We start from the raw sequence: 26,093 nt of genomic DNA, 5'->3' as shown, positions 1-26,093 counted from the left end.
CATTACCTCCCGAGCTTAGATTTTAATGCTTGGAGTATTTCGTCAGGTGTTGGTACAACTCCTCCTAGCCTTCCGTAGTATTCAACTGGCGCGTGGTCTTTTACAGCAAGCCTCACATCTTCCAACATCTGCCCCATGTTCATCTCAACATCGAAAATCAATTTCTTACCTTTTGAAACCTCTTCAAGTCGCTCATATGGGAACGGCCAAAGTGTTATTGGTCTAAATAAGCCTACTTTGATACCTTCCTTCCTTGCTTGTTCGACAACGCTTTTAGCAATTCTTGCTACCGTTCCAAATGCAGTAATGACCACTTCAGCATCATCTAGCTTATATTCTTCCCAACGTTTCTCTTTCGCCTCAATTTTTTTGTATTTTTCAACAAGCTCAAGGTTCATCTTTTCCAACACATATGGATCAATATCGAACGATACAACTATGTGTTTTTCTCTCCCATTGGCACCTGTCAATGCCCAACTTTCGTGCTTAGGTAACGTATTCAAATCCCTAAATTCGGGGAATGTTACAGGTTCCATCATCTGACCAATAACACCATCGGCAATTATCAACACAGGATTTCTATACTCGTCGGCAAGGTCAAACGCAAGATATGTCAGGTCAACTGCTTCCTGCACTGTTGACGGCGCAAGAACAATAAGTTTATAATCTCCGTGCCCCCCGCCTTTTGTCGCTTGCCAATAGTCTCCCTGTGAAGGTTGGATATCTCCAAGTCCAGGTCCACCACGCACAACATTGACGAGAACCGCTGGTAACTGTGCACATGCCATGTAAGAAATTCCTTCCTGCATCAAGCTAAAACCTGGAGAAGATGTAGATGTCATAACTCTTGTGCCCGTACATGCTGCACCATAGACCATGTTAATTGTTGCAACTTCGCTTTCTGTTTGTAAGAAAGTTCCACCAACTTCTGGCATTCTTTTTGACATATATTCAGGTAGTTCATTCTGAGGTGTTATTGGGTAACCAAAAAACAAACGACAACCTGCACGTATCGCTGCTTCACCAATCGCTTCCGTTCCTTTTACCATAACTCTTTCGCTCATTTGTTTTTCCCTCCTTAAGCACTTTCTACTTCTCGGTAAACTGTTATACAAACATCAGGACACATATTGTAACAAAAACCACAGGCAATGCATTTTTCAACGTGCTTGGCTTCCGCCGGGTGGTAACCTTTAGAATTAAAAGATTCGCTAAACTCAATAACCTTCGTTGGACAAACGCTTATACACAAGCCACAACCTTTGCATCTTTCTTGATCAATCTCTATCTTTCCTCTGACCTTTGGCATAAGTATCCTCCTTTGCTAAAAGTTTGGTTTTTAAAATTCAAACCGTTATAGTTCCATCTTCATGAAACGATGAATCTTAAATACAGGGTACTTGAAGTCATCTTCTTCGATAAAATCTGGAACAACTGTCCATTTCACTGGAACTTCGATAATTTCAGAAACTTTGGAAAGTATTTCCTCTCCTTTTCTTATAATATCTGGTGTGGTTTCGTATGACAAATTTGCGTTGTTAATTAGATAATCTACCTCAACCCTTGCAATCCTTCTCAATTGTTCGTATGCTCTGATTATCCCATCAACTGTTGAAGAAAATGGTCTTGCAATGTTTACAACCATGCTTATTTCTGCGTCACCAAGGTAAGGCTTCAAATAACCAAGCACAACAACACCGTTTTCTTCTCCGCCAACATCTACAACTGTTTTGAACTCAGGATTTAAAAGGTAGCCAATTGCAGCACCTGTGATAATTGGTAAATCTGCGTTCCTCAATGCTCCTTTTGGATAAACTGTCACTAATCCTACCCTTTCAAGCTCTTCTGCAATATCTCTTGTTCTGAAATATGGAGAGATAATATCACCATCTATAATCGCAACTTTTTCATGCTCTTCTTTCAGTTTTAAAGCCCAGTTGATTGCTACCTCGGTCTTCCCACTACCAAACAAACCGATAAATGCGTAATTCTTTGCCATTTGTTTTACTTCCTTTCCATTTTTAATGCTGCAAAACATTTTCCCAGTATATTTTGGCTTCTTCAACGCCTCTCAAAACCCTAAGTGCTCCCATCGCAAGTGCCCTTTCCTCATCCCCACCTGGAAAAACGAGGATTGGTGCTATAAAACTTGTGTATTCTGTAAGCCATTTCACCATGAACTCTTTGTCGTATGCTAAGCCACCTGTCAGAACTATTGCGTCCACTTCACCTTTGAGAACAGCTGCCATCCTTCCAATCCATTTAGCTATCTGATAAGCCATAGCTTTATAGACAAGTTCAGCTTCTTTGTCACCCTTTCTGATTCTTTCCTGTACAACCATCGCATCGTTTGTCCCTAGGTAATCCACCATTCCACCTGCGCCTTTAATTTTCTTCTTCATTTGCTCAAAAGTATATTTCCCGCTGTAGCACAGGTCAATTAACTGTGTCAAAGGTAAGGTACCACTTCTTTCTGGTGTGAATGGTCCATCCCCATCCAACGCATTATTTACGTTAACCACTTTACCTTTTCTATGTGCACCTATAGAAATACCTCCACCCATGTGCACAACGATAAGATTGACTTCTTCATATTTTTTCCCAAGCTGTGCTGCAGCATTTCTGGCAGTTGCTTTTTGATTAAGCGCATGAAAGATAGATTTTCTTCTAAACATAGGATGACCAGTATATCTTGCCAGTGGTTCCATTTCATCGACTACAACAGGGTCTACAATAAAAGAAGGTATCCCGTACTGCTTAGTGAATTCGTAGGCTATAAGTGCACCCAAATTTGAAGCGTGTTCTCCATTTTTCGCCTCTCTTAGCACCTCAAGCATATCTTCCGTTACCTTGTAGGTACCGCCAGGGATCGGGTCCAGAAGCCCTCCACGACCAACAACAGCAGATAACTCTTCTGGTTTTATTCCTATTTCATTAAGGAAATTCTCCACAATTCTTGCACGAAATTCAAATTGGTCGGTCAATTTATGAAACGGTGCCAATTCTTCTGGCGAATGCCTCAAAGTCTTTGAAGCTATCATTTGCTCGTCTTCAAAAACTGCAACTTTTGTACTTGTAGAACCCGGGTTTATAACCAATATTTTCATCTAACACACCACCTATCCTCAGAAAAATTCACAATTATTCGCTCATCAAGCACGTTAATGCTAATGATAAAAGCTTTGTTTCATCACTATCTGCTCTTGAGGTGAGTGCAACAGGACATTTAGCACCAATTATTGCTGAAGCAACCTTTGCACCTGCAAGAAAAACCATAGCTTTATAGAAGATGTTTCCAGCCTCGATATCTGGCATAATCAGTATATCGGCATCACCTGCAACAGGACTAACTATACCCTTGTGCTCCGCTGCCTCTTTTGATACTGCGTTGTCTAACGCAAAAGGACCATCGACTACACAGTTTTTGATTTGCCCTCTCTCATTCATCTTTGAAAGTAAGGCCGCATGTATTGTTGCTTCCATCTTTGGGTTGACAACTTCAATAGCGCCCAAAATTGCTACCTTCGGTTTTTCCACACCAACGGCTTTCTTAGCAACAAGAACTGCGTTTTCGATAAGATGAACCTTCTGTTCCAAATCAGGAGCTATGGTCATTCCTGCGTCTGTAACGATAAGCAATTTATGATAGAGCGGTGTTTCGAAAATACTAACAAGTGACATTGTTCTTCCTGTTTTCAGATTATACTCATCTTTCAAAACAGCCTTCATTAAATCTCCGGTTTTTATGTTCCCTTTCATAACAAAATGCGCTTTGCCATCCACAACTGCTTTTACAGCGTCATCTGCAGGATTTTTTGAATCGACTATCTCAAAATCTTTGATATCTAAACCTGCTTTTTCAGCAGCAACTTCTATCTTTTGAGCATCCCCAAATAACAAGGCATTAACAATTCCTTCTTTCTTTGCCATATCGATGGCTCTCAAAACAACATCATCATCTGCCGCTGCAACGGCAACCACTTTTTTACCTACACTCTTAGCTTTATCTAAAAGTTCTTGGAGTTTCTTCATTTCTTACACCTCCTGAGGTTTCCATACTTTGGGTTCTTCAACACCGGTAAGAACGCGCAAAGCTCCGTAGGCAAGAGCCTCCATCTCCATCTCACCAGGCACTACAAAGATAGGGGCAAATTTGAAAACGTAGGATTTTATCATATCGACAAACCTTTCGCTATAAGCCATACCACCCGTAAGAACAATCGCATCCACCTTACCTTTTAAAACAACACACATGGCACCTATTTCTTGTGCAATCTGGTAAGCCATAGCTTCTATCACTTCTAACGCTTTCGGGTCGTTTTCTGCCATTTTGAACGCTTCCCTTAAATCGTTGGTGCCAAGATAAGCAACAAGCCCTCCCTTACCGACAAACATCTTTTTCAATTGCTCCTTCGTATATTGACCCGAATAGCATAATTTAACAACATCTCCAACAGGCAACTCACCAGTCCTTTCAACACTAAACGGACCTTCGTCGTTGGCGTTATTTACATCTATCATCCTTCCTTTTTCAAACGGTGCAACTGAAATACCACTTCCAAGGTGAGCAATGACCATATTCAATTCGTAAAAGCTCTTACCCAATTCTTCAGCAATTCGTATTCCAACAGCTCGCATGTTCGATATGTGTGAAAGACTTTTTCTCTCGATGTCCTTTATCCCGGATAACCTTGCCTCTGGAATCATTTCATCAACACTTACTGGGTCGGTAATGTAAACTGGAATGGTTCTTGATGCTCTTTTGGATAGTTCATAACCAATGACCGCTGCCAAATTTGATGCATGTTGAACTTTTGTCTTATTTATTAAATAATTCACCATGTTTTCATCAACGATATAAGTCCCACTTTCAACTGGTGGTAGTATTCCACCACGAGCAGCTATAGCATCAAATTGGTCAATTGTTAAGTTGTGCCTTTTTAAAAATCCTTCGACTGCATTCGCTCTCATTTCTTTTTGATCCATTATTGTCGGATATTTATCCAGCTCTTCAACACTGTGCTGAAGTGTCTCTTGAAGAATCTTCTGCTTATCTTCAAAAACAGCAACTTTTGTACTTGTTGCTCCAGGGTTAATAACCAAAATTCTCATATCAAATCAACCCTTTCTTCTTTCCGTACTCTACAACAACTTCCTTAAGTCTTTTGACTCCCTCAATTATTTTTTCTTCTGGTGGTAAGCAGAACGAAAGTCTCATCGAAGAACTCTTACTGTCGTCTATTGTGAAAGCTTGCCCTGGGATGTAATAAATCTTCTTTTCTTTTGCTATATCAAACATTTCCATGGTGTCGTAACCTTCAGGAAGCGTGAACCAAACAAACAGACCTCCTTGCGGATTGACCCACTTCGCTCCCTTTATATCTGAGAAATTCTCTTCGAGTGCTTTTATCATTGTGTCTTTTTTCTTCCTATACAGTTCAATTCCTGGCTTCAGGTATTCAAGCAAGTCGTACCTTTCCAAGAATCTTGCGGCCATCCTCTGATTCAAGCTCGGGCTACACAAATCAGCTGCCTGTTTTGCAAGAGTTGCTTTTCTAACGATATCCGCATGACCTACTATTACTCCTATTCTCAAACCAGGCGTGAGAATTTTGCTAAATGTGTTCAACAGAATTACCCTATCTGGCCCAGCTAGTTTATATAAAGAGGGTAAGTGTTCGCCTTCAAATCTGAGAAGACCGTACGGGTCGTCTTCAAGGATAGGAATATCGTATCTTTCGGCTATCTCTATCAATCTTTTCCTCTTTTCCAGACTCATTGTAACACCGGCAGGATTGTGGAAGTTTGGAACGGTGTATATGAATTTCACATGCTTTAACTTTCCAGCTTGGTCAAGTTCCTTTAGTTTTCTCTCCAAATAATCAACATCCATACCATCGTCTAGTAGAGGGATGGTCTCAAACTTTGTAAAGGTCATTCTGAACGCACTCGCTGCGCCAAGGTAGACAGGGAACTCAACAAAGCATATGCTATCTCTGTCAAGTAGGACTCTGGCAAGAAGGTCGAGGGCTTGCTGCGAACCTGTGGTGAAAAGTAAATTAGATCTATCAAGACCTGTTATTCCATAAACCCTTTCAAGGAGCTTTATCATTTGTTTGGCAAGTTCGTCGTCACCTTCAGTAGTATTGTATTGGAGAGTGTACGCATATTCTTTTTCTATAACTTCTTTTGCAATCTCTGCTAGCTCGTGACGTGGGAATGTGTTGGGATCCGGTACTCCACCTCCAAATGATATCGAACCCGGCACGGAAGCGTATTTGAGCAATTCTCTAATCAAAGAAGACTTTAGGTTCATACCAACTTCTGACAGTTTGCTCTCTAATTTCATGAATCCCACACTCCTTGTTGTTGTATTTTTGGCACAAAATTCCGCACAGATATTGTTCTCCAATTATATATTAGCAACATTATGCCAAAAAGCAAAAACAGAATTCAAATGTATGCTGACGGTATAAATAGATTAAGAGAGATTTTCATTGTTTTTTTGCCTTGCAAATCATTGCATGAAAGAAATTGCACTATTAAGCCTGTTGTCAAAAATACTTTCCAAGATGTAAAATATTGGTGAATTTATTCTCATTCGGTGATACTTAAGTTGTTTCAGATTGCGGTAAAAGATGAAAAATTCCACACCAATACAAGAGAAGGAGGGGTTTTTGTGATAAGAAAGTACTTGTTACTATCACCCGGTCCAACACCAGTTCCTCAGGAAATACTACTTGAGGGTGCTAAAGAAACTATTCACCACAGGACGCCAGAATTCGTTAAATTATTAGAAGAAACACTTGAACTCACAAAATACGTCTTTCAGACAAAGCACCCAGTTTACGTATTAACATCATCGGGAACCGGTGCTTTGGAAACAGCTGTTGTTAACCTGGTTAACCCCGGCGAGAAGGCTATAATTGTAAACGCTGGTAAATTTGGCGAAAGATGGGTTGAAATCGCAAAAGCCTACGGTGTGAACGTTGTTGAAATCAAACTCCCCTGGGGTAAGGCTGTCACACCAGAAATGATTGAAAAGGCAATGAAAGAAAACCCAGATGCAAAAGTTATATTCACAACATACAGTGAAACTTCGACAGGAACAGTTATTGACTTAGAAAACATTGCAAAATTGACAAAAGATACAGACGTTGTCCTCGTAACAGATGCGGTCAGTGGTCTTTTGGCAGAACCTTTGAAGATGGATGAATGGGGAGTCGACGTTGTAGTTAGCGGTTCGCAAAAAGGTTGGATGTTGCCTCCAGGGCTTGCATTTATAGCTATTAACGATAAGGCATATGCAAAGGTTGAAAAATGCACAAACAGTAGGTATTACTTCGACCTTAGAAAATACAAAAAGAGCTCTCCAGATAACCCATGGACAACAGCAGTTAATTTGATTTACATGCTGAACAAAGCCGTTAAGATGCTCAAAGAAGAAGGTATTGAAAACGTGTGGGCAAGACACGCACTCTATGGAGAAGCAACAAGAGCTGCTGTTAAGGCTTTAGGCTTAACATTCTTCTCTGAAAGACCGGGTAACGTTTTAACTGCTGTTAACTCACCAAAAGGCATCCCATCAAGTAAACTGACAAAACTCATGAGGGACAAATACGGTGTTACAATAGCAGCAGGACAGGAACCTATGAAAGATGAGATATTTAGAATTTCCCATCTTGGTTACCTTACACCATTTGACATCATTACAGGTATCACGGCTCTTGAATTCGCACTTAACGAAATGGGATACAAAGTTGAAATTGGAAAAGGCGTCGTAGCGGCTGAAGAAGTACTTTTCAAAGGGCTGGTGAAATAATATGAGGATTCACATTAATGACCCTCTTGACAAACAAGCCACCGAGAGACTGAAAAGCGTTCCTGGAGTAGAACTAACATCTGAACACTTGGAAAAGGAAGAACTCCTAAAAATTATGCCAGAAATAGAAGTGCTAATCGTTAGAAGCGCTACTAAGGTAACGGCGGACATCATTGAGGCAGGTACAAAGCTTAAAATCATTGGACGAGCTGGCACCGGTTTGGACAACATCGACGTAAAGGCAGCGGAAGCAAAAGGAATAAAAGTCATTAATACACCAGGTGCAAACAGCATATCCGTAGCAGAACTAACAATTGGACTAATGATAGCTTGTTCCAGGCACATCGCACGTGGAACTATCGACCTTAAGAACGGAAAATGGACAAAAAAAGAACTTGAAGGTCACGAACTTTTTGGAAGGACTGTTGGTATAATCGGATTTGGTAACATAGGCCGTGAAGTTGCAAAAAGGTTACTCGCCTTTGATATGAAAATCTTAGCTTATGACCCGTTTGTAAAAGAAACTGACATGAACGTTAAGATGGTTGATTTGGACACACTCTACAAAGAAAGTGACTACATAACAATACACGTACCACTTACACCAGAAACAAAGAACCTTATAAACAAAGAGACCTTCTCAAAAATGAAAGATGGAGTCATAATAATTAACGCAGCAAGAGGCGGCATTATTGATGAAGCAGCGTTATACGAAGCTTTGGTAAACGGCAAGGTCTACGCTGCCGGGCTCGATGTCTTCGAAGTTGAGCCACCAACAGACGAACTAAGACAAAAGTTACTCGCCCTACCAAATGTCGTTGCGACACCTCACATAGGTGCATCCACATTCGAGGCACAAGAAAGAGTTGGAATGTTACTTGTTGAAAGACTTATAAAAGAAATTGCGTAAGGATATTCAATAGTTTATTACTAATACTATCCACCAGGGGAGCTTCGACGCTCCCCTTTTTGTTTAACCCCTTTTATCATTTTTAGTATACACATGCTTAACATTTTGGTTACGATAACATTTATCCTACTTAGAGGTCTATTTTACGCTAATAGTTATTACCACCGTATTCATAAGTAGCACTCTTGACATATGAGTGATAAGTGGTAAAATATAAGTGGAATTCGAAGGGAAAATGCAAAACATGAGCAGGGGGGTGAAAGTATGTTAGCAAGAAGAAACGACTTATTTGAACCATTCATGGAATTGCAGAGAGAAGTTGACAGACTATTCTCGGAATTTATGAAGCCATTCAGAACAGATGTAGAATTCCTTCCAAAGGTTGATGCTTATGAAACAGAAGATAAAGTAGTTCTCGAACTCGAAATTCCTGGAGTTAAAAAAGACGAACTAAAAATCACTGTAGAAGACGGCATCCTAAGAATATCGGGTGAAAAGAAAGCTGAAAGAGATGAAAAAGGAAGGAACTACAGAATAGTTGAAAGAAGCTTTGGTAAATTCGAAAGAGCGTTTTTACTACCAGACTACGTAGATATCCAAAACGTTAAGGCAAAATATAACGATGGAGTCTTAACAATAGAATTACCAAAGAAAAAGGTAGAAAAACCTGCCCTTGAGATAAAAGTTGAATAATATATCGGGATAACTACGTACCAATAAGAAGGGCTCTCGTGAAAGCGAGAGCCCTTTGATTTTTTTAGCAATCTTTTTTTCTGTAACTTTGCAATATATTGCAAAAGAGAAAAAGATGGCTTTCTTCCAGCGGTTCAGCTTTCTCGTATTTTGAATCAAAGTCAAGTTTTTGAACGTTTTTTTAATAACAAGCGTCTAAAAATGTGTAAGCACACTAAGAAAGGTATTATCTGGTTGTGTATTTCGCAAGGTGATTTAAGAAAACGAGGTTGAAAGAAATCTTTTAAAAGGTAGATGATTTAGTAACTCTCTGGGAAGTGACAACGCGTTCAACCCAGTAGAGCAAAACAAAATGAAAGGAAGGTGGTTTTTTATGAGAAGAGTTTTGATTATTGTTTTTGTTATCGCAGCGCTAATCTCCGCATTTGGTTTTGAAATATCTGCGTTCGGTGGTATGGAACTTGGTGGGAAAAACAGACCTTATTTCGGTGCTCGTATAGGAACGCTTTCTGGTGGAATTTCTCTGATGTTAGAAGGTTATTACCCTGTTTCGTCTTTCGAAGCGTTGGAGGAAATAAACATCGAGGAAATTCAGTTTATAGAAGTTGACCCCTACATTTACGTAGGAATACCATTGATGGGAACTTTGATTTACACAGGAGCTGCGCCAATCATCATTTTTGATTTAAAAAATACACAATTTGCGATGTACCAGGATATATTCCATGTTAAAGCAGGTGTGAGGTTTGGAACTGGCATAATATTCTTTGTTGAAGGACTGGCGACGATGAACACGTCCTTCCAAATTTTTGATACCTACGCAGTCTCTGTTGGCGTAGGCATTGGGTTCTGAGGGAGTGATGATTATGAGAAGAATGCTTATAAGTGCCTTAAGTTTTGTGTTTGTTCTAGTGTTTTTGTTCAGTTGCTCTGAGATACCACAAGCTCCGAAAGTTATACCACCTGACCCCGCTGGAACAACGAAACCATCGGTATCAGAATATGAAGCATCGGACATTTACGGAAGTGTAGATAAACAACCGACGCTGGTACCCATCGCTGTTCCGGACTCAGTGCGTGTAAGAATAAGTCTGCCCGGGGTTGAAAATTTACTGCCAAGCGAATTAAGAGTTTTCGAAGATAACAAAGAGCAAGGATTCGTGCTTTACAAAGAATCATCGGTGAAAAATAAATTAGATATTGCAATCATTCTAGACGTAACTGGGAGTATGGATCCTGTTATTGAGGGTGCTAAAAACAGCATAATCTCTTTTGCCAATTCACTTGCAGATAGTGGATTGGACGCTAGAATTGGTGTTATACCTTTCGACGATTATGTGAATCCTCCCAGCGATATAGACGTTAGTCCTGGATTTTTAAACCTAACAACTCCTGCTTCTGCTCAAGAATACATTGGAGCACTTTACGCCGGATACGGTGGGGATTGGGCAGAGAACCCATACGACGCGATAATGTTCGCTGCAACAGCACTTGAATGGAGATCAGGTGCACAAAGAACAATGATTGTTATTACCGATGCACCAGCACATTACAAGGGTGATGGAACATCTTTTGCCCACTTTACAAAGGCTGAGATGTTACCAAAACTCGTCGGATATTTTGTTATACACGGTGCTTTTATTCCCGGATATTACAGTGAATCCACAACTGACTTTTCTGACCCTGGAGATGTGAGGGAGCTCTGCCAGGAGACAGGTGGTGTAATAAAATATACTGATACATATGGAAATGTTGATCTCACAAGTCTTGGAATAGTAGAGTATGTAACTTCATCTTGGATTGTTACATTTGAGAGTGATTCACCGGCATCAACGCACACGATAGAAATTTTCTATACAAAAGGTTCAGATAAAAGATATCTCAAACTCCAGGATGTCACCTATTAAGTTTCAAAGGTTAGACAATAAGCGATGCCCCTGTAGGCATCGCTTTGTTTTTAGCAACCTATTGTTACCTCTCAAAAACCTTTTTTACCTCATCTTTTGTAAGCTCCCGCCATTCTCCAGGTTTTAGGGTTTGGTCAAGTATTAGCCCACCAATTCGAACTCTTTGTATCTTTTCCCACTCTATTCCCAGTCTTTTACACATCTTTTTTATTTGGTGGTATTTTCCTTCAACGATAGTTATGGAAACCGTTCTTTCATCAATTTGTCTAATTCTTCCCGGAAGAAACTTTTCACCATCTATCTCTAATCCTTTTTCTACTTCTGCTTCCATTTCTTGAGTGATGTTCACAGGCCTTTTTGAGTATATGTAATATTCTTTTTCCACTTTCTTTTTTGGTGATATTAATCTATGTGTAAACTCACCATCGTTAGTTAGAATCAAAAGGCCTTCTACGTCCTTGTCAAGTCTACCGGCTATGTGGAGTTCACTAACATATGGGTGTTCAACAAGGTTTAGCACACTTGGTTCGTTTTCGGACGTTGTAGATACAAAACCAGCAGGTTTATTTAGAATTATATAAACAAAACGATGAGCCTCCACAAGTATATCATCGATTGTAACAACATCTTCTTCCGACACATAAAAAGCAGGGTCATAAACTATTTCTCCGTTAACTTTGACGCGTCCATCTTTGATGTACATTTTAACTTCCGTTCGTGAGCCAATATGTGCGTTCGCTAAAAATCTGTCCAACCGAATCTTTTTTCTTCCCTTACCTTTTTCATTTTCTTCCATCCTCATCTTACCCTCTTCCTTTATTCACTACGAAAATTCTTTATCGCTTCCAAGACTTTAACAATTTCTACATTCTCTTTCACGTCATGAACTCTCACAAAATCAACATCGTGCATAACGCAATAAGCAGTTAAAGCGAGAGTGCCGTTCAGTCTTTCTTCCGGCGGTAGATTTAGTATCATGCCTATCATTGATTTTCTGCTTGCACCAATTAAGATTGGGTATCCAAGCTCTTTGAAGCTTTCTATGTGCTTAAATATCGCTAAATTGTGCTCGAGCTTTTTTCCAAAACCAATGCCAGGGTCGAGTATCAATTTCTCTATTCCATGACTTTTGGCAAACTCGATTCTTTCTTTGAAAAAGTCAGTAATTTCACCAATAACGTCTGTATATTCCGGATTTTCTTGCATTGTTTTGGGTGTACCTTTCATATGCATGATGATTACTGGACATTTGTAATGCGCAGCTACATCAACCATTTTTTCGTCAAACCTTAAAGCACTTATGTCGTTAATTATATCCGCTCCCTCTTCTAAAGAAAGCCTTGCAACTTCCGATTTGTAGGTATCAACTGAAATAGGGATATCGAAGTGCCTCCTTACAAGTTTCACTGCCGTTACGGTTCTTCGTATTTCCTCTTCAAGAGGGACCGGGTCTGCACCTGGTCTGGTACTTTCCCCACCGATATCTATAACATCCACACCGTTTTTTATCATCTCTTCCACTTTATCTAATAGTTCAGTTTCACTAACACGGCTACCAGAATAGAAAGAATCTGGAGTTACGTTTATTATACCCATTACTTTGGTTCTTTTGGAACTCATAAGTTCGTCAATCAAACGAACACGGACGTTTCTATCCACATTACTCACTCCTTAGCTATTGTTCTTTTGTGACAGTTATACTTAGAATTTGGACATTTGGAAGATTGACGGGAATTAGACATTTCTCATAATAATCGGTCTGTATGATAAGATATTTCTTGTCTTCGGATAGATAAAGTTTGTATAATCCTTCCAACGTGTATGTTCGTCTATTTATCAACTTATAGCTATTGCCAAAGGTTTCATAGACTTCTCTGTATATAATAGTCCTGCCTTCAAAAGGTTTCGTTGCCTTGTAAAGTACTCTTTTGACCTGTCCGTCTATCTCTTCGTTGAATGCGAAGGTCGTATAGTTTTCAGTTTGACTGACTTTAACATTCGGATTTGCAACGCTGTGTCTGTGGAAATCGAATCTCAGATAGTTTATCATATGAAAAGTTCTCAAAGTTTTTCTGTTCGTATCTAAAATATAAGCCATGTGTTGCAACACATGGCTGTATCCATCAAACGCACATGTCAAAATCAAACTCGCAACGAGCAAAAATATAATAAATTCTACGTAACTCACAAAATGAGAACCCCCAGTTTCCCCCTTGAGATACGTTTAGGCAACAAAAAGTAGAAACGATAAGAAAATAAAGAAAAAGAAATTAAACTCAACAAAACAAAAGCTTTTACAAATCGAACTTTTCCTTTGGTGCTTCTGTCTTTGCTATCTTATCTAACACACCATTGACAAACTTCCCACTTTCCTCGGACCCATATTTTTTGGCAATTTCCACCATTTCATCCAAAGTAACTTCTATCGGTACATCCATTTCATAAAGCAACTCGTAGGCTCCTAGTCTTAAGATATTACGGTCAATATACGAGACTCTTCCAAAATCCCAGTTCAAAAGATATTTTGAAATAATCTCATCTATTCTCTCTCTGTTCTCACGGATTCTTTTCAAATACCTTTCAACGTCTTTTTTTACTTCCTGTATTTTCTCATCGCTCAATGTGTCGCGTAATATATCCTCGAATTCATCGGGCCTGAAGTCCAGTTGGAAAAGCGCTTTCACTACAGCTTCTCTAAGCTTCCGTCTCTTCGATACCAAATCATTCAACCCCTTGAAGTAACTTCTTTAAAAACTTTAGGAATTTTTGTTAAATTCTCTCTCTGAAACACCAATGACTACAACGTTTACTGCCTCAACTACTTTTTCTGTCATCTGGGAAACATTCTCAGTTATGGTTTTCATTATGTTTTTGGAAAATTCCAATATGTTTTCTCCATAGGGAGCCTCAAGCTTAACGTTGATTATAACATTATCCTCAGGGGTTCTTTCAACGGATATGTTTTTTCTCAACTTTTTAAATTCTTTGTCATCCGGTTCGACACCGTAGACCGAACAGATAGATCTGTAGGCAATTTCAGAAATAACGTTATCTGATATCGTTATGTTTCCCATAAACCTTCCCCCTTTCAAGGGTTGTAAGTTTTAAACAAACTTTAAAAACCCTAAGAGATTATGCACGTTCTATATACTCTCCGGTTCTTGTGTCTACCTTAATCTTATCACCAACGTTTATGAAGAAAGGAACACTTATCTTTAAACCTGTCTGCAAAACCGCAGGTTTTCCTCCACCGGAAACAGTGTCACCTTTAAAGTTCGGTTCCGTTTCAACAACTTCCAAAACAACGGTCGTTGGGAGCTGGATACCGATTGGTTTCTCATCGTGCATCACGAGGTCCACTTGTGTATTTTCAACAAGATAGTATTTTGCTTCATCCACTTCCGACTCAGGAATTGCATATTGTTCGTACGTTTGCAAATCCATGAAGTAATAGTTTTCTCCATCGTTGTACAAGTATTCTGCTTTTCTGAATGAAAGCTCTGCTTCTTCAACCTTTTCACCACTTGCGAAGTTGACATCTCTAATGAGACCCGTTGACAAGCTTTTAAGTTTTGTTCTAATGAGTCCAGAACCTCTTCCTCTGAAGTGTTTGTTAACATCAATGATTCTGTATATGTCACCTTCGTACTTTATGTACATGCCTTTCTCAAGGTCACCAACTTCAATCATGCAAATCCCTCCAACTCTTCTTTGTTTATTTAATAATGCATTTTAACCAACCTACTCGTATTTTACAACTAGCACCGTAGTGTCATCATGCTGAACTGTTCCTTGAGAGAATTCAAAGACCGCGTTCATTATTTTATCAACTATGTCTGATGCTTTCAAGTATCTGTTCCTTATTATCAACTCCTGTAACCTCTCAAATCCGAATTCTTCGCCTGTTATGTTTCGAGCTTCAACAACACCATCCGTGTAAGCAACAATCAGGTCATTCTTTTGGAGCTTGAATTTCTCAACATCATGCCAACCCTCGCCAAGTATTCCAAAAGGTGTACCTGTAGATTCAAGTTTTATTATTTTATTATCCCTAAGTATGTACAGAGGGTCGTGACCTGCGTTAACGTACTCCAACTCACCATCAGGGGTGATTTTAAAGATAATCGATGTAATAAACCTTCCTGTTTCAAAATCTTGGTGTATCATCCTGTCAAACTGTTCAGCCAACATTTTTAAATCATCAGAGATTTTAGTTGAAAGTCTAAACATACTTCTAAAAGAAGACATTATAAGTGCCGCTGGCAAACCTTTTCCGGATACATCTGCTATGCAGCATATTATTGTTCCATCGTCTCTTGCAAAGACATCGTAATAATCACCACCAACTTGAATTGCTGGGGCACTTTGTGCACCTATATCAAACCTTTCATTGGTGGGGAATTCCTTTGGTAACAACCCCATCTGGATACTTCGTGCTATCTGAATCTGCTCTTCGAGTCGCTTTTTTTCTATCTCTCTTTGGAGCATCACATATCTGTTAACAGCTGTAAGAATTTGTTGTGCAACCGCTTCGGCAATTTTTTTATCTCCTGCTGTGAATATCTTATGGGAACCGTAAGCGGAAAGAACCATTATTCCATAATCCCCTATTTCTGATTTAAGAGGAATTGCAATATGTCCTCCAAGATCATTATCAACGTCAACAAAAATTGTACTTTCTTCCTGTTGATATCTTTGAATTAATTCATTAATGATATTTTCAGCACTTTTATCACCGTAGTATTCTAAATATTGCTTATCATTAATCCTGAGTAAAACAGCAGCTATGGAAAAGTTAACAGCATTTTTTAAAAGCTTCAGAACACTATTCAGAATCATCCAAGGTTCTTCTACAGAAGAGATTATCTTATTTATTTCAAACAAGGCTGATAGTCCCTCGTATGTTGCAGTTAATTCTTCTAACTGAGCATCAATAAGTTGTTGTAGCGCTTCGTTGTTAGACTTCTGGTCTAAAACCCATCTTTGAATATACTCATAGAGCTCTTTAGTTGCAAAAAATAAATCTTCCAGACTATTCACTGGTTTAAAATCCCTTTCGAATAGGCTAGCTATCTTCTCCAAGGATTCTACAAGAGGTTTCAGTATTTCTATAATCTGTGTTTCATTTAGTCTATCGAACATTTACTAAACTTTTAACCTCCTCAACAAGCTGGGTGGGGCTGAACGGCTTTGTCATAACTTTTTTTGCACCAAGCGAGAGTGCTATTTGTTCATCATCTTGACCACCCTTTGCAGTCAAAACAATTACCGGGATATCTTTTATCGTTTCGTCTTTCTTCATCTCTTTCAAGACGGTGAAACCATCCATTCGAGGCATCATGATGTCAAGAATAACCACGTCCGGATGCCATGAACGCATCTTTTCCAGTCCGTCTACACCATCCACGGCTTCTTCGACTTCCATTCCCAATTTTTTCAAATTGAACACCGTAATCTTTCTCAGCACATCTGAATCATCAACAACAAGAACTTTCATGAAGGTTTCCCCCCATTTTTAGTTAACAAATCGCGTAGTTCGGTTTCTTTTGAAAATGCTTTCGTTCTGATAGCCAAGAAAACACCGTCTATCAAGTAAGGATTAAATATCTTCTGTCGGTCTACAGTGTATTTTACCATATAAAGTCCTTTTTTCAAAGCGACCTCATAGTGTTTCATTACTTCACTTGGCACAAACGATTTACCTGAGTGCTTATAAATTACCTGATCAAGAGCTAGAATTTTTCGCGAAAACAAGACATACTCATAAGCAGAGACGATTTCATTTAGATTGATTTCTACTGGAAATATCTCGGCTAACTCCAAGCCTTTAACAGAAACCTCTTTTATATTACGTTTTAAACTTTCAATGTCAAGGTTATCAACAGTCTTTTCGAGTTTCACACTTACATAAAGTGCCAAATCAATTACACCCGTGGCGACTGTGTCCAAAAACGAAACCTTCGGTTTTGGGTGAAATCCTTCGGAATACTGGATTTTTAAACCTGCTCTTATTAAAGTCCTGATGATTGCATTTGAAGTTTCGATAGCCGACAAGAATCGCAAAAGTCCTTTTTTCTTGAATAGTAAGACCATTGTAGCCTCCAAGACTAATTCGTTGATTTATTCTTCACCAAGGTAGGCAGTTTTGACCATTTCGTTTGCCAAAACTTCCTCGGGCTTCCCTTCCGCTAAAACTTCTCCTTTGTGTATCACGTACAATCTATCAACAATAGGTTTCAACGCTTCTACAGAATGGTCGGTAATAATTACACCAATTCCTCTTTCTTTCAAACTTAATACGACTTTCTGTATTTCTTTTACAGTTTTTGGATCTATACCAATAAACGGTTCATCAAGAAGGACGAACCTTGGTTTTAATGACATCATCCTTGCCAGTTCTAATCTTCTTTTCTCACCACCAGAAAGGGAGAATGCGTACTGCCTTCTTAATGTTTCTATTCCAAACTCGGTAAGTGTGTTATCGATAATAGATTCTATTTCTTTTTTCTTGAGTTTTTGAAATTCCAGAACAAGCCTAATGTTATCCTCCACCCTTAAATCCCTGAAAACCGAGGTCTCTTGCTGTAGATACGTTATCCCAAGCCTGGCCCTTTTATGAATAGGCATGTTTGTGATATTCTTATCGTTGAAATATACTTTTCCTTTCGTTGGGACAACCACACCGAGTATGATATTAAATAAAGTAGTCTTGCCTGATCCATTTGGACCAAGCAAGCCTACTACCTCTCCAGTGTTCACATACATATTGACACCTTTAAGGACTTCTTTTCTGCCAAATCTTTTGTATATCCCTTCGCAAGAAATCTGGTCAAAACCCTTTTCCATTTCCTCCATCTCGTGACCCATCCCAGATAGTTTTCCATGCTTGTAGTTGTTGCGCAATTCATTACTTCTTAGATGTTTTTAGATACTTGATGAATGCATCTGTTATATTATAAGCTTGACTTCCGTAAGCCATCGTCGTGCTGTTGAAAATAAAATCATATCCCATTACTTCCGCATATTCTTTGACCTTTGCCAAAATCTCTGCTTCTATCTGTTGTTGAGTTTGCGCTATTTTGTTATTAATTAGTTGCTGGTACTCTAAATACTTTTGCTGTTTTTGATTTTGGTCTTTTATTTTGTCGAGTTCTGCTTGGTATTTTGCTATTTCATCTTGCATTTGCTTCTGGAAATTGACCCACTTATCGTAGTTTTGTAAGACCTTGTTTGGATCAATATACCCCAACTTTGGACCCGTTTTGGAATCTGCAGCTGTTCCGATAATAACAGCAAGAACTACAAATGTTGCGACTAAAACGTAGAGAAAATACTTGCTCATACTTAAGACACCTCCAAATGTGATGATTTAAAATTACCCAACTTATTGTTGGTTCATGCTTCTTTGCAATACGATAGAAGCTGCTCCAAGTATGCCTGCATCTTCAACTAATGGGCTTTGGACAATCTCATACGTACCTTTGAAAGAAGGCATAACAAGACGCTCAACCTTTTCTCTCAGCGGCTTGAAGAGAATATCACCAGCACGGGAAACACCACCACCAATGACAACTATGCTCGGATTAAATATGTGGATGAAATTAGTCACACCTATGGCTAACGCATTAACAACCCTATTTACTATCGTCTGAGCAAGTAAATCACCGTTTTTTGCAGCGTCGAAAACAACTTTTGCACTGACTTCTTCGGCTTTGAATATTTCGGATTCTGGAAATTTTCTTTGTCCTTCCAAAGCCATTCGTTTTATTGCTGTTGCTGAAGCTAGCGCTTCAAGACAACCATAATTTCCACACCCACACAACGGTCCATTTGGTTCTACTATAACATGTCCCAATTCAGTTCCTATCCCATCTTTTCCTGTTATAAGAACGCCGTGGGAAATAACGCCTCCACCAACACCTGTCCCAAGTGTTAGCGCAACTATATGCTCGTGCCCTTTGCCTGCGCCAAACCATTTTTCACCAAGCACAAATGCATTCGCATCGTTCTCAACGTAGACAGGCTTGTTAAGCAAAGAAGAGAGCTCACCACCAAGTTCAAAATCCACCCAGTCCGGGAAATTTGGTGAGAAACGCACAATTCCCTTATCATGGTCTATAGACCCTGGTGAACCTACTCCAATACCAGTGTATTCGAAACCTTCGGTTATTTCCAAGACGGCTTGTGCCATACGCTCAACCACTTTAATTCTACCTTCATACACCTTCGTTTCTCTTTCAATCTTTCTTACAATCTTTCCGTCCTTTGCATCAACCAGACCTACTTTGAAAAAGGTTCCACCTAAATCTATACCTACTATGTACACCAGCGTTTCCTCCCTTGGCAAGTTAATGGGTTTGTTACCCATTCGAACACAAAAATCCTAAATCATTATAACACAAACTCATGTAATAGTGTATAATATTAAGGGAAGTTTTGACTACAACTTTGAAACATCCAACTGCTCAGAGCAATTGTACCATATCAAGCCTTGGAAAACCCTTAGAGACTATAAATCGCTTCACAAGGCGGTAGTTTTTTAAAATACTCAATTAAAATAATGATTTCCGAGGGTGTGATAACTTGTCTGAAATTGTTGAACTAGAGCTTGCGGAAAAGATAAAACTTTTATCCCCGGGCACAAAACTTAGAAAAGCTCTTGATGACATCATTCATGCCCAGCTGGGGGCGTTGATAGTTTTTATCGATGAAGAAGAATTCCCAAGATATTCCAGTATACTGCAATCAGGCTTCAAGTTAGACTGTCCATTCTCACCTGAGCGATTGTATGAACTTTCAAAGATGGACGGAGCTATAGTTATGGACAAAAACGCATCAAAAATCTTAGCAGCAAACGTTCACATAGTGCCTGACCCAAGTATTCCTACAACGGAAACCGGGACCCGTCATAGAACTGCGGAAAGATTGGCTAAACAGTTGGGGGTTATGGTTGTAGCCATTTCAAAACGAAGAAACGTTGTGACATTATATTATAAAGACAAAAAGTACGTTTTTGGCGATATAAACCTTGTCTTAACAAAGGTTGGTCAAACGATTAATGCTCTCGAAAGATTCAGAGAATCTTTTGACAAAAGTTTAGAAGTGCTTGACAAACTTGAGATTGAAGGGAACGTTTCATTAGGGTATGTTTGTGAGATACTTATTAGAGGCATAGAAATTAAGTCTATTTCATCCAGTATCGAAATCAGTATCGTTGAACTGGGTGTTGAAGGACGGTTGTCTCAACTTAGGTTACTCGAAGTTCTTAAAGACTTAGATGAGATACTAACATTAATAATCATGGATTACTCAAAAAAGGATATTACCGAGGATGATGCAAAACAGATTCTCGAAACCATGCTAAAAATCGATCACCGGCCTGTTCCTTTTGCTAAATTATTAGGATACGATGTTGTGAATTCACAGCAAGTTTCAGACACTATCGTAAGGCCAAGAGGTTACAGAATCCTGAGAAATGAAGTGCATATACCAATGAACATATCACAAAATGTTATAAAGTCTTTCAGATCCATAGACCGACTGGTTAAGACCAACCCAAGTGTGTTGCAGAAAGTAGAGGGCATTGGTGATAAACGAGCTAAAGCTATTTTGCGAAGATTACGTGAAATAAAGAAAAGGCGCCAATAAGGCGCCTTTTCTATTACTCTAACAGCACATTACTTAAATCAGATGAACCACTATACCACTTTTCAATTTTGGTTCGAACCATGTGGACTTAGGAGGCATGATTTTACCTTCATCAGAAACTCTCAAAAGGTCATCTATAGAAGTAGGATACATAGCGAACGCTACTTTGAACGCTCCACTATCAACAAGTCTTATCAACTCTTCAATCCCGAGAATTCCACCGACAAAGTCTATTCTCTTGTCAGTTCTTGGGTTCTCGATTCCAAGTATTGGAGCAAGGAGGTTATTTTGCAGTATAGACACATCGAGTGAAGCAATAACATCGTTTTCGTCGTACGTTCCAATCTTCGGTTCCAATCTATACCACTTGCCTGACAAATACATACCTATTGTGTGTTTCTTTTCCGGTTTGTAAACTCCTTCTACTGGTGTAACTTCAAACTTTTCCGAGACCTTTTTCAAGAACTCATCTTCACTCATGCCGTTCAAATCCTTAACTACCCTGTTGTAATCGAGTATCCTCAACTGATTGTGTGGAAAGAGCGCCGCCAAGAAGAAGTTAAATTCTTCTTCTCCAGTGTAGTTTGGATTTTCGTTTCTAAAATCAATCGCAGCCCTTACCGCTGCTGCAGCTCTGTGATGACCGTCGGCAATGTAGAACGCATCAACACTCTTAAAAGCATCAACTATCTTTTTGATTTCCTCTTCATCTTTCAAGACCCAAACTATATGTCTTACTCCAGTTTCATCAGTAAAATCGTATTCCGGGGTTCCTGTTGCATGCCTGAAAATCAAATTATCGATTTCTGGCTTAGATTTGTACATCAAAAATACTGGTCCTGTGTGCGCTTTGACCACTCTAACGTGTAGTGCCCTCTCATCTTCCTTGTCTTTTCTTGTGAGCTCGTGCTTCTTTATCTTGTTATCGATGTATTCATCCACCGAAAATGTGGCGAAGAAACCTGTCTGAATATGGTCTCTCCAATGCTGTTGATATATGTAAATGCAAGGCTTATCTTCAACAAACATATAACCATTTTCAATAAGCCATTCCAGATGCTTTCTTCCAGCTTCTAGGACCTTTGGGTCGTGTGTATCCACAGGATGGTCGAAGTTTATTTCGGGTCTGGAAACCTTGTAAAATGTGTATGGGTTGTTTTTTGCAACTTCTCTTGCCTGCTCTTCCGTTACGACATCGTATGGTTTGGCAGCAATTTTTGAAATCATTTCTTTCGTTGGTCTCAAAGCTTTGAACGGTCTGACAACCATCGTCGCACCTCCTATTTTACTTAATCTCAAGAGAGCTTTATTTTTCCTTCATATAATGGGAATTGTTTACACAATTCGATTACTTGTGAGGAAACCTCTTTGACAATACTTTCATCGATGTTGCCTTCCTCATCTTTGATGTTCCTCAAAACTTTAACAATTAGGTCTGCAATAATTTCCATTTCTTTCTCTTTCATACCACGTGTAGTCAGAGCAGGGGTTCCAAGCCTTATACCGCTGGCAACAAATGGCGACCTTGTTTCGTTTGGTATTGTGTTCTTGTTAACCGTGATATGACAGTAACCGAGCGCTGTTTCAGCAGCTTTACCTGTTACGTTGAGAGGATTCAAATCAACGAGCATCAAGTGAGTATCTGTTCCTCCAGATACTATCCTAAGTCCTCTTTCTTCCAATGCTTTTGCCAGCGCTTTGGCATTCGCCACAACTTGTTTTTGGTATTCTTTGAACTCTTCAGTAAGAGCTTCTTTAAAGCAAACTGCTTTAGCAGCTATCACATGCATTAGCGGACCACCTTGAATACCAGGGAATATGGCTTTGTTAATTGCTTTGTAAATCTCCTCGTCGTTTGTCAAAATCAAACCGCCACGTGGACCGCGCAATGTCTTGTGCGTCGTACTCGTGACAACGTGTGCATATTCAAGTGGGTTTGGATAAAGTCCGGCGGCAACAAGACCTGCAAAGTGTGCCATATCGACAACAAGGTAAGCTCCAACTTCGTCCGCAATTTCTCTGAATTTTTTGAAATCTATAATCCTTGAATAAGCACTACCACCTGCAACGATTATCTTTGGTCTGTGTTCCAACGCAAGCCTTCTAACTTCGTCGTAATCGATTACTTCCGTCTGTGGATTAACACCGTATTGGACCACCTTGTAGATTTGTCCTGAAAAATTTACACTCGCACCATGTGTGAGGTGTCCACCATGACTCAGAGACATACCCATAAGAACAGAACCGGGCTCTGCAAGTGCAAAGTATGCTCCCATATTTGCTTGAGAACCTGAGTGTGGTTGAACGTTGGCGTACTTTGCATTAAAAAGTTTTTTTGCACGTTCTCTTGCAAGCGTTTCGGCAACGTCTACCCACTCACAACCTCCGTAGTATCTTTTCTTTGGATATCCTTCTGCGTACTTGTTAGTTAAAACGCTACCCATCGCTTCCATCACAGCCAAAGAAACAAAGTTTTCGGAGGCTATAAGTTCAAGTCCGTACTCTTGCCTTTCCCATTCTTTTAAAAGCACCTCATAAATCTCAGGGTCAGTAGCTTTAACATGTTCCCACATACACACACCTCCTATATCACCATGCATTAATTCATTATCCATTATACATTCTCAATAAAAAAACGTGGAGTCCAAAAAACTCCACGCATCTTTGAAAAATCACTTTATTCACGTATTTTTACCATTAAGATATCAAAAACATAGCTATCGAATCTTATTCTCCGTATATGGTTTGTATACAACTACTGGGTTGTTTCAATTATTTTTGCGCGTAGGTTGTTAAATAATCTTCCAGAAAAGCCTTTATTGTTCCTGTCATAACAACTATTATCTCTTTGGTTACTTTGTAAAGTCTGTCAAGTTTACCTTCCGCTTCTAATTTTTGGTAATCATCGATTGTTGGTACCCGTTCTATCAAAATATCTCCCATCGCAGCTTTTATATGTTTGTGAACCTCAGGAAATCTTGAATAACCGTACATCATAACCTCGTTTATAAGTGCCTCGTAGTTGGAAGGTATCCTTCTTTTCGGAGTGTTTATTATCAGCTTGCGAACTTCTTCACTGTGTTTTGAATAATGAATCAAGTAAACTAAATAATTATCGTAAGCGTAATGAGCGTTGTTCAAAAGGTTCTTTGTTTTCTTATCCATCAGACTTCTCACAACTTCCCAGAAAGTGCCAGGAGTTTCATGGTATGGCTGAAAAAGGTCTTCCATGTAGTGAAGAGCATAAGAAAGGAACCTGTAACCCCAATATTCATCTCCTTTGGCAAATGCCTCTTTGGAGATATCGACAAAATACAAAAACGACTTATCACCCTCAAATGCTTCGATAAGTCCCAGTTTATATCTCATATGTCTAACACCTTGACTGTTACCTATAAGTGACTGAAGAGGTGACAGATTCAACTCTTCATCCATGCCAAAATCTGGGAACTGAGCGTAAATAGTTAATATTTGCCATGCAGGAAGCTTTCCATCAACGGGAGACGGGTCTGGTGGAAACTTTCCATCGTTGAGTGGATCAAAGAATTTTCTTTGACCAGCAAAGTCATCGGTGTAGTAATACTTCGTGTTGTAAACTCGGGTTTCTTTATACGTATAAGGTCTTATTTCGACTAACTTGTCGAGATTTAGGTTCAGTGATTTTACAACCAGGTAAGTATAAGACTCATGCCCACTCCAAGGAAACAACAGACTCGAAAGAGTTAAAAAGATTGATAATAACAAAAAATGAATTCTTTTCAACATACTCTCATCCTCTCTTTCTTATGCTTTACTTACCAAAGAAATACAGCAAAGCTTCAGGCAATCTTCTTGCCCATGCACTTTCCGAATGTGGTGCTCCCCTATCTTCTAAATACATGACATCAAGGTTTTGCTTACCGAGCAAGATTTTATATAGTTCACGAGCGTCATTTAAATATACCTCTGGTTTAGAACCTTCTGCTGTCCCCATGTCAATATATATCATAGTAAAATCTTTCACTTCGGCGGTCTTTATGTATTCAATCAACCGTCTGTCTGCAAACCATACAGATGGACTCATTGCCCCAACTTTTGAGAAAACATCGTTGTATTCAAAGCCTATGTAAAGTGAAATCAACCCTCCCATAGAAGAGCCCATTATCGCAGTATTTCCTCTATCTGGCAAAGTTCTGAAGTGCTCATCGATGTAAGGCTTAAGCGTATTCACGATAAACTTAGCATAGGACTCCCCCTTTCCTCCACCATAGTTACTATCAACCCACGGAGAATACTCATTCATTCTTTCCACACCTGTGTTGTATATGCCAACAATTATGATGGGGCGTATCAGACCTTTCTTTATTAAATCTTCGGCAGTCTCATCAGCTCCCCACTCAACTCCAGAGAACGATGTTGATGCATCAAAAATATTTTGTCCGTCATGCATATACAAAACTGGATATCTTTCATTTGAAGTTTCGTAGTCTGGAGGAAGGTAAATGATTATGTCCCTTTTATTTCCTAATTCAGGGGAGTAAAAATCTTTTATGAGCTTTATGTTTCCTGTGTAAGTTTTTCTTAAACCTGCCTGCTGCTTTTCCACAAAATCCCTCCAATGATTCACAGTTATATTAACAACCATATCTTTATCCACGTTCAGCACTCTGTTTGGTATCTCCTGACCCCGTTGACCTTTCTCTACTGTCTCCCAGGAGCCCCGCGTGAATTTGTATTCTATAAGGCCACTCAACTCGAGTGTTATTGTGTAAGCATCACCCGATTTAACCAACCTATACTTTGGGTCCCCAGGGTTCCAGTTGTTAAATGTTCCTGCTATATAAATCTCGTCGTCGAAAGGTGTGTAAGTCGGAACCTCAACAACAAATGTAACTTTGAAACCAAATATTGTTGTGAAACTACCTAAGAGCATAAATAGAACGAAATATAAGCTTCTTTTTATGAAATCTCTTAGCAAATTTGAATTCATAATCCCCCCTCCCACAGTGCTAAAGTTAAGCTTTCATTAAACTATCTTGTAAAAATTATACCATACTTTTGACGAAGAACAAAAATAGTACTTGCGTTTTTTCCAAGATTTGTTTATATGTTCTCTACAACTTGTGTTTAATGT

29 protein-coding genes are annotated in these 26,093 nt (G+C 39.2%); 6 read left to right on the top strand and 23 right to left on the bottom strand.

Annotated features, from left to right (window positions below; genetic code table 11):
* Positions 1 to 2 precede the first annotated feature (2 nt).
* The 7 genes from FERPE_RS01715 to FERPE_RS01685 are packed head-to-tail and all read right to left on the bottom strand — an operon-like array spanning position 3 to position 6,349.
* Complete coding sequence (locus FERPE_RS01715; protein WP_014450958.1) at positions 3 to 1,064, bottom strand: 3-methyl-2-oxobutanoate dehydrogenase subunit VorB; 1,062 nt, start codon at positions 1,062 to 1,064, stop codon at positions 3 to 5.
* A gap of 14 nt (positions 1,065 to 1,078) precedes the next feature.
* Positions 1,079 to 1,309, bottom strand: a complete 231-nt coding sequence (locus tag FERPE_RS01710; protein ID WP_014450957.1) for a 4Fe-4S dicluster domain-containing protein — start codon at positions 1,307 to 1,309, stop codon at positions 1,079 to 1,081.
* 45 nt (positions 1,310 to 1,354) lie between these two features.
* Positions 1,355 to 1,999 (bottom strand): cobyric acid synthase CobQ, encoded by a 645-nt coding sequence (locus tag FERPE_RS01705; RefSeq protein ID WP_014450956.1) that lies wholly within the window; start codon positions 1,997 to 1,999, stop codon positions 1,355 to 1,357.
* Positions 2,000 to 2,021: 22 nt separating this feature from the next.
* A complete protein-coding gene (gene buk, locus FERPE_RS01700) occupies positions 2,022 to 3,107 on the bottom strand; it encodes a butyrate kinase (protein ID WP_014450955.1) in 1,086 nt (361 codons plus the stop codon).
* Positions 3,108 to 3,141: 34 nt separating this feature from the next.
* Complete coding sequence (locus FERPE_RS01695; protein ID WP_014450954.1) at positions 3,142 to 4,032, bottom strand: bifunctional enoyl-CoA hydratase/phosphate acetyltransferase; 891 nt, start codon at positions 4,030 to 4,032, stop codon at positions 3,142 to 3,144.
* A 3-nt stretch (positions 4,033 to 4,035) separates the two neighbouring features.
* Positions 4,036 to 5,112, bottom strand: coding sequence for a butyrate kinase (gene buk, locus FERPE_RS01690; protein WP_014450953.1), 1,077 nt, complete (start codon positions 5,110 to 5,112; stop codon positions 4,036 to 4,038).
* Between the two features lies 1 nt (position 5,113).
* Positions 5,114 to 6,349 carry an aminotransferase-like domain-containing protein gene (locus FERPE_RS01685; RefSeq protein ID WP_014450952.1) on the bottom strand — a complete coding sequence of 412 codons (1,236 nt, stop codon included), beginning with the start codon at positions 6,347 to 6,349 and terminating at the stop codon, positions 5,114 to 5,116.
* A gap of 330 nt (positions 6,350 to 6,679) precedes the next feature.
* Between FERPE_RS01685 and FERPE_RS01680 the strand changes: the two genes are divergently transcribed.
* The 5 genes from FERPE_RS01680 (at position 6,680) to FERPE_RS01660 (ending at position 11,332) form a co-directional block, all read left to right on the top strand.
* Entirely contained in the window at positions 6,680 to 7,822 is a 1,143-nt protein-coding gene (locus FERPE_RS01680; protein ID WP_014450951.1) for a pyridoxal-phosphate-dependent aminotransferase family protein, read from the top strand.
* A 1-nt stretch (position 7,823) separates the two neighbouring features.
* Positions 7,824 to 8,732, top strand: coding sequence for a hydroxyacid dehydrogenase (locus FERPE_RS01675; RefSeq protein WP_014450950.1), 909 nt, complete (start codon positions 7,824 to 7,826; stop codon positions 8,730 to 8,732).
* Positions 8,733 to 8,996: 264 nt separating this feature from the next.
* Positions 8,997 to 9,425 (top strand): Hsp20/alpha crystallin family protein, encoded by a 429-nt coding sequence (locus FERPE_RS01670; RefSeq protein WP_014450949.1) that lies wholly within the window; start codon positions 8,997 to 8,999, stop codon positions 9,423 to 9,425.
* A 373-nt stretch (positions 9,426 to 9,798) separates the two neighbouring features.
* Positions 9,799 to 10,278, top strand: coding sequence for a hypothetical protein (locus FERPE_RS01665; RefSeq protein ID WP_014450948.1), 480 nt, complete (start codon positions 9,799 to 9,801; stop codon positions 10,276 to 10,278).
* A 13-nt stretch (positions 10,279 to 10,291) separates the two neighbouring features.
* Entirely contained in the window at positions 10,292 to 11,332 is a 1,041-nt protein-coding gene (locus FERPE_RS01660) for a vWA domain-containing protein (protein WP_041262765.1), read from the top strand.
* A gap of 64 nt (positions 11,333 to 11,396) precedes the next feature.
* Here the strand turns inward: FERPE_RS01660 and FERPE_RS01655 are convergent, their stop codons facing one another.
* From FERPE_RS01655 to FERPE_RS01600, 12 genes are all read right to left on the bottom strand, one after another.
* Positions 11,397 to 12,134 (bottom strand): pseudouridine synthase, encoded by a 738-nt coding sequence (locus tag FERPE_RS01655; RefSeq protein WP_014450946.1) that lies wholly within the window; start codon positions 12,132 to 12,134, stop codon positions 11,397 to 11,399.
* 14 nt (positions 12,135 to 12,148) lie between these two features.
* Positions 12,149 to 12,952 (bottom strand): dihydropteroate synthase, encoded by an 804-nt coding sequence (gene folP, locus FERPE_RS01650; protein WP_041263064.1) that lies wholly within the window; start codon positions 12,950 to 12,952, stop codon positions 12,149 to 12,151.
* A gap of 55 nt (positions 12,953 to 13,007) precedes the next feature.
* Positions 13,008 to 13,520, bottom strand: coding sequence for a hypothetical protein (locus FERPE_RS01645; protein WP_014450944.1), 513 nt, complete (start codon positions 13,518 to 13,520; stop codon positions 13,008 to 13,010).
* A 106-nt stretch (positions 13,521 to 13,626) separates the two neighbouring features.
* Positions 13,627 to 14,052: a transcription antitermination factor NusB gene (gene nusB / locus FERPE_RS01640; RefSeq protein WP_014450943.1), complete on the bottom strand. Its 426-nt coding sequence runs from the start codon at positions 14,050 to 14,052 to the stop codon at positions 13,627 to 13,629.
* 36 nt (positions 14,053 to 14,088) lie between these two features.
* Positions 14,089 to 14,406: an Asp23/Gls24 family envelope stress response protein gene (locus tag FERPE_RS01635; RefSeq protein ID WP_014450942.1), complete on the bottom strand. Its 318-nt coding sequence runs from the start codon at positions 14,404 to 14,406 to the stop codon at positions 14,089 to 14,091.
* 58 nt (positions 14,407 to 14,464) lie between these two features.
* Complete coding sequence (efp, locus tag FERPE_RS01630) at positions 14,465 to 15,022, bottom strand: elongation factor P (protein ID WP_014450941.1); 558 nt, start codon at positions 15,020 to 15,022, stop codon at positions 14,465 to 14,467.
* A gap of 51 nt (positions 15,023 to 15,073) precedes the next feature.
* On the bottom strand, positions 15,074 to 16,474 hold the full coding sequence (locus tag FERPE_RS01625; RefSeq protein WP_014450940.1) for a SpoIIE family protein phosphatase: 1,401 nt from the start codon (positions 16,472 to 16,474) through the stop codon (positions 15,074 to 15,076).
* Entirely contained in the window at positions 16,464 to 16,829 is a 366-nt protein-coding gene (locus FERPE_RS01620; RefSeq protein ID WP_014450939.1) for a response regulator transcription factor, read from the bottom strand. The genes FERPE_RS01625 and FERPE_RS01620 overlap by 11 nt, the downstream gene beginning before the upstream one ends.
* Positions 16,826 to 17,425: a TIGR03936 family radical SAM-associated protein gene (locus tag FERPE_RS01615; protein ID WP_014450938.1), complete on the bottom strand. Its 600-nt coding sequence runs from the start codon at positions 17,423 to 17,425 to the stop codon at positions 16,826 to 16,828. Before FERPE_RS01615 ends, FERPE_RS01620 begins: the two co-directional genes overlap by 4 nt.
* A gap of 27 nt (positions 17,426 to 17,452) precedes the next feature.
* Positions 17,453 to 18,187, bottom strand: a complete 735-nt coding sequence (lptB, locus tag FERPE_RS01610) for an LPS export ABC transporter ATP-binding protein (RefSeq protein WP_245530420.1) — start codon at positions 18,185 to 18,187, stop codon at positions 17,453 to 17,455.
* A 52-nt stretch (positions 18,188 to 18,239) separates the two neighbouring features.
* Positions 18,240 to 18,674 carry an OmpH/Skp family outer membrane protein gene (locus FERPE_RS01605; protein WP_014450936.1) on the bottom strand — a complete coding sequence of 145 codons (435 nt, stop codon included), beginning with the start codon at positions 18,672 to 18,674 and terminating at the stop codon, positions 18,240 to 18,242.
* Between the two features lie 42 nt (positions 18,675 to 18,716).
* Positions 18,717 to 19,658, bottom strand: a complete 942-nt coding sequence (locus FERPE_RS01600; RefSeq protein WP_014450935.1) for an ROK family protein — start codon at positions 19,656 to 19,658, stop codon at positions 18,717 to 18,719.
* A gap of 257 nt (positions 19,659 to 19,915) precedes the next feature.
* On the opposite strand from FERPE_RS01600, the gene disA reads away from it, so the two are divergent.
* Positions 19,916 to 20,980, top strand: coding sequence for a DNA integrity scanning diadenylate cyclase DisA (gene disA / locus FERPE_RS01595; protein ID WP_014450934.1), 1,065 nt, complete (start codon positions 19,916 to 19,918; stop codon positions 20,978 to 20,980).
* A gap of 33 nt (positions 20,981 to 21,013) precedes the next feature.
* Here disA and FERPE_RS01590 read toward each other — a convergent pair whose 3' ends face one another.
* The 4 genes from FERPE_RS01590 to FERPE_RS01575 all read right to left on the bottom strand — a co-directional run bounded on the left by FERPE_RS01590 (position 21,014) and on the right by FERPE_RS01575 (position 25,949).
* Positions 21,014 to 22,249 (bottom strand): DUF1015 domain-containing protein, encoded by a 1,236-nt coding sequence (locus FERPE_RS01590; RefSeq protein ID WP_014450933.1) that lies wholly within the window; start codon positions 22,247 to 22,249, stop codon positions 21,014 to 21,016.
* A 26-nt stretch (positions 22,250 to 22,275) separates the two neighbouring features.
* Positions 22,276 to 23,553 (bottom strand): serine hydroxymethyltransferase, encoded by a 1,278-nt coding sequence (gene glyA / locus FERPE_RS01585; RefSeq protein ID WP_014450932.1) that lies wholly within the window; start codon positions 23,551 to 23,553, stop codon positions 22,276 to 22,278.
* A gap of 199 nt (positions 23,554 to 23,752) precedes the next feature.
* Entirely contained in the window at positions 23,753 to 24,745 is a 993-nt protein-coding gene (locus FERPE_RS01580; protein WP_014450931.1) for a phospholipase C/P1 nuclease family protein, read from the bottom strand.
* Between the two features lie 25 nt (positions 24,746 to 24,770).
* The gene (locus tag FERPE_RS01575) at positions 24,771 to 25,949 is read right to left on the bottom strand and encodes an alpha/beta hydrolase-fold protein (protein ID WP_014450930.1); all 1,179 of its coding nucleotides are present in this window, start codon (positions 25,947 to 25,949) and stop codon (positions 24,771 to 24,773) included.
* Positions 25,950 to 26,093: the final 144 nt, after the last annotated feature.

Origin of the sequence: Fervidobacterium pennivorans DSM 9078, assembly GCF_000235405.2 — a bacterium.
Lineage (GTDB): Bacteria > Thermotogota > Thermotogae > Thermotogales > Fervidobacteriaceae > Fervidobacterium > Fervidobacterium pennivorans.
The sequence above is the reverse complement of the archived record's forward strand: the minus strand, read 5'-3'. Positions and strand labels throughout refer to the sequence as shown.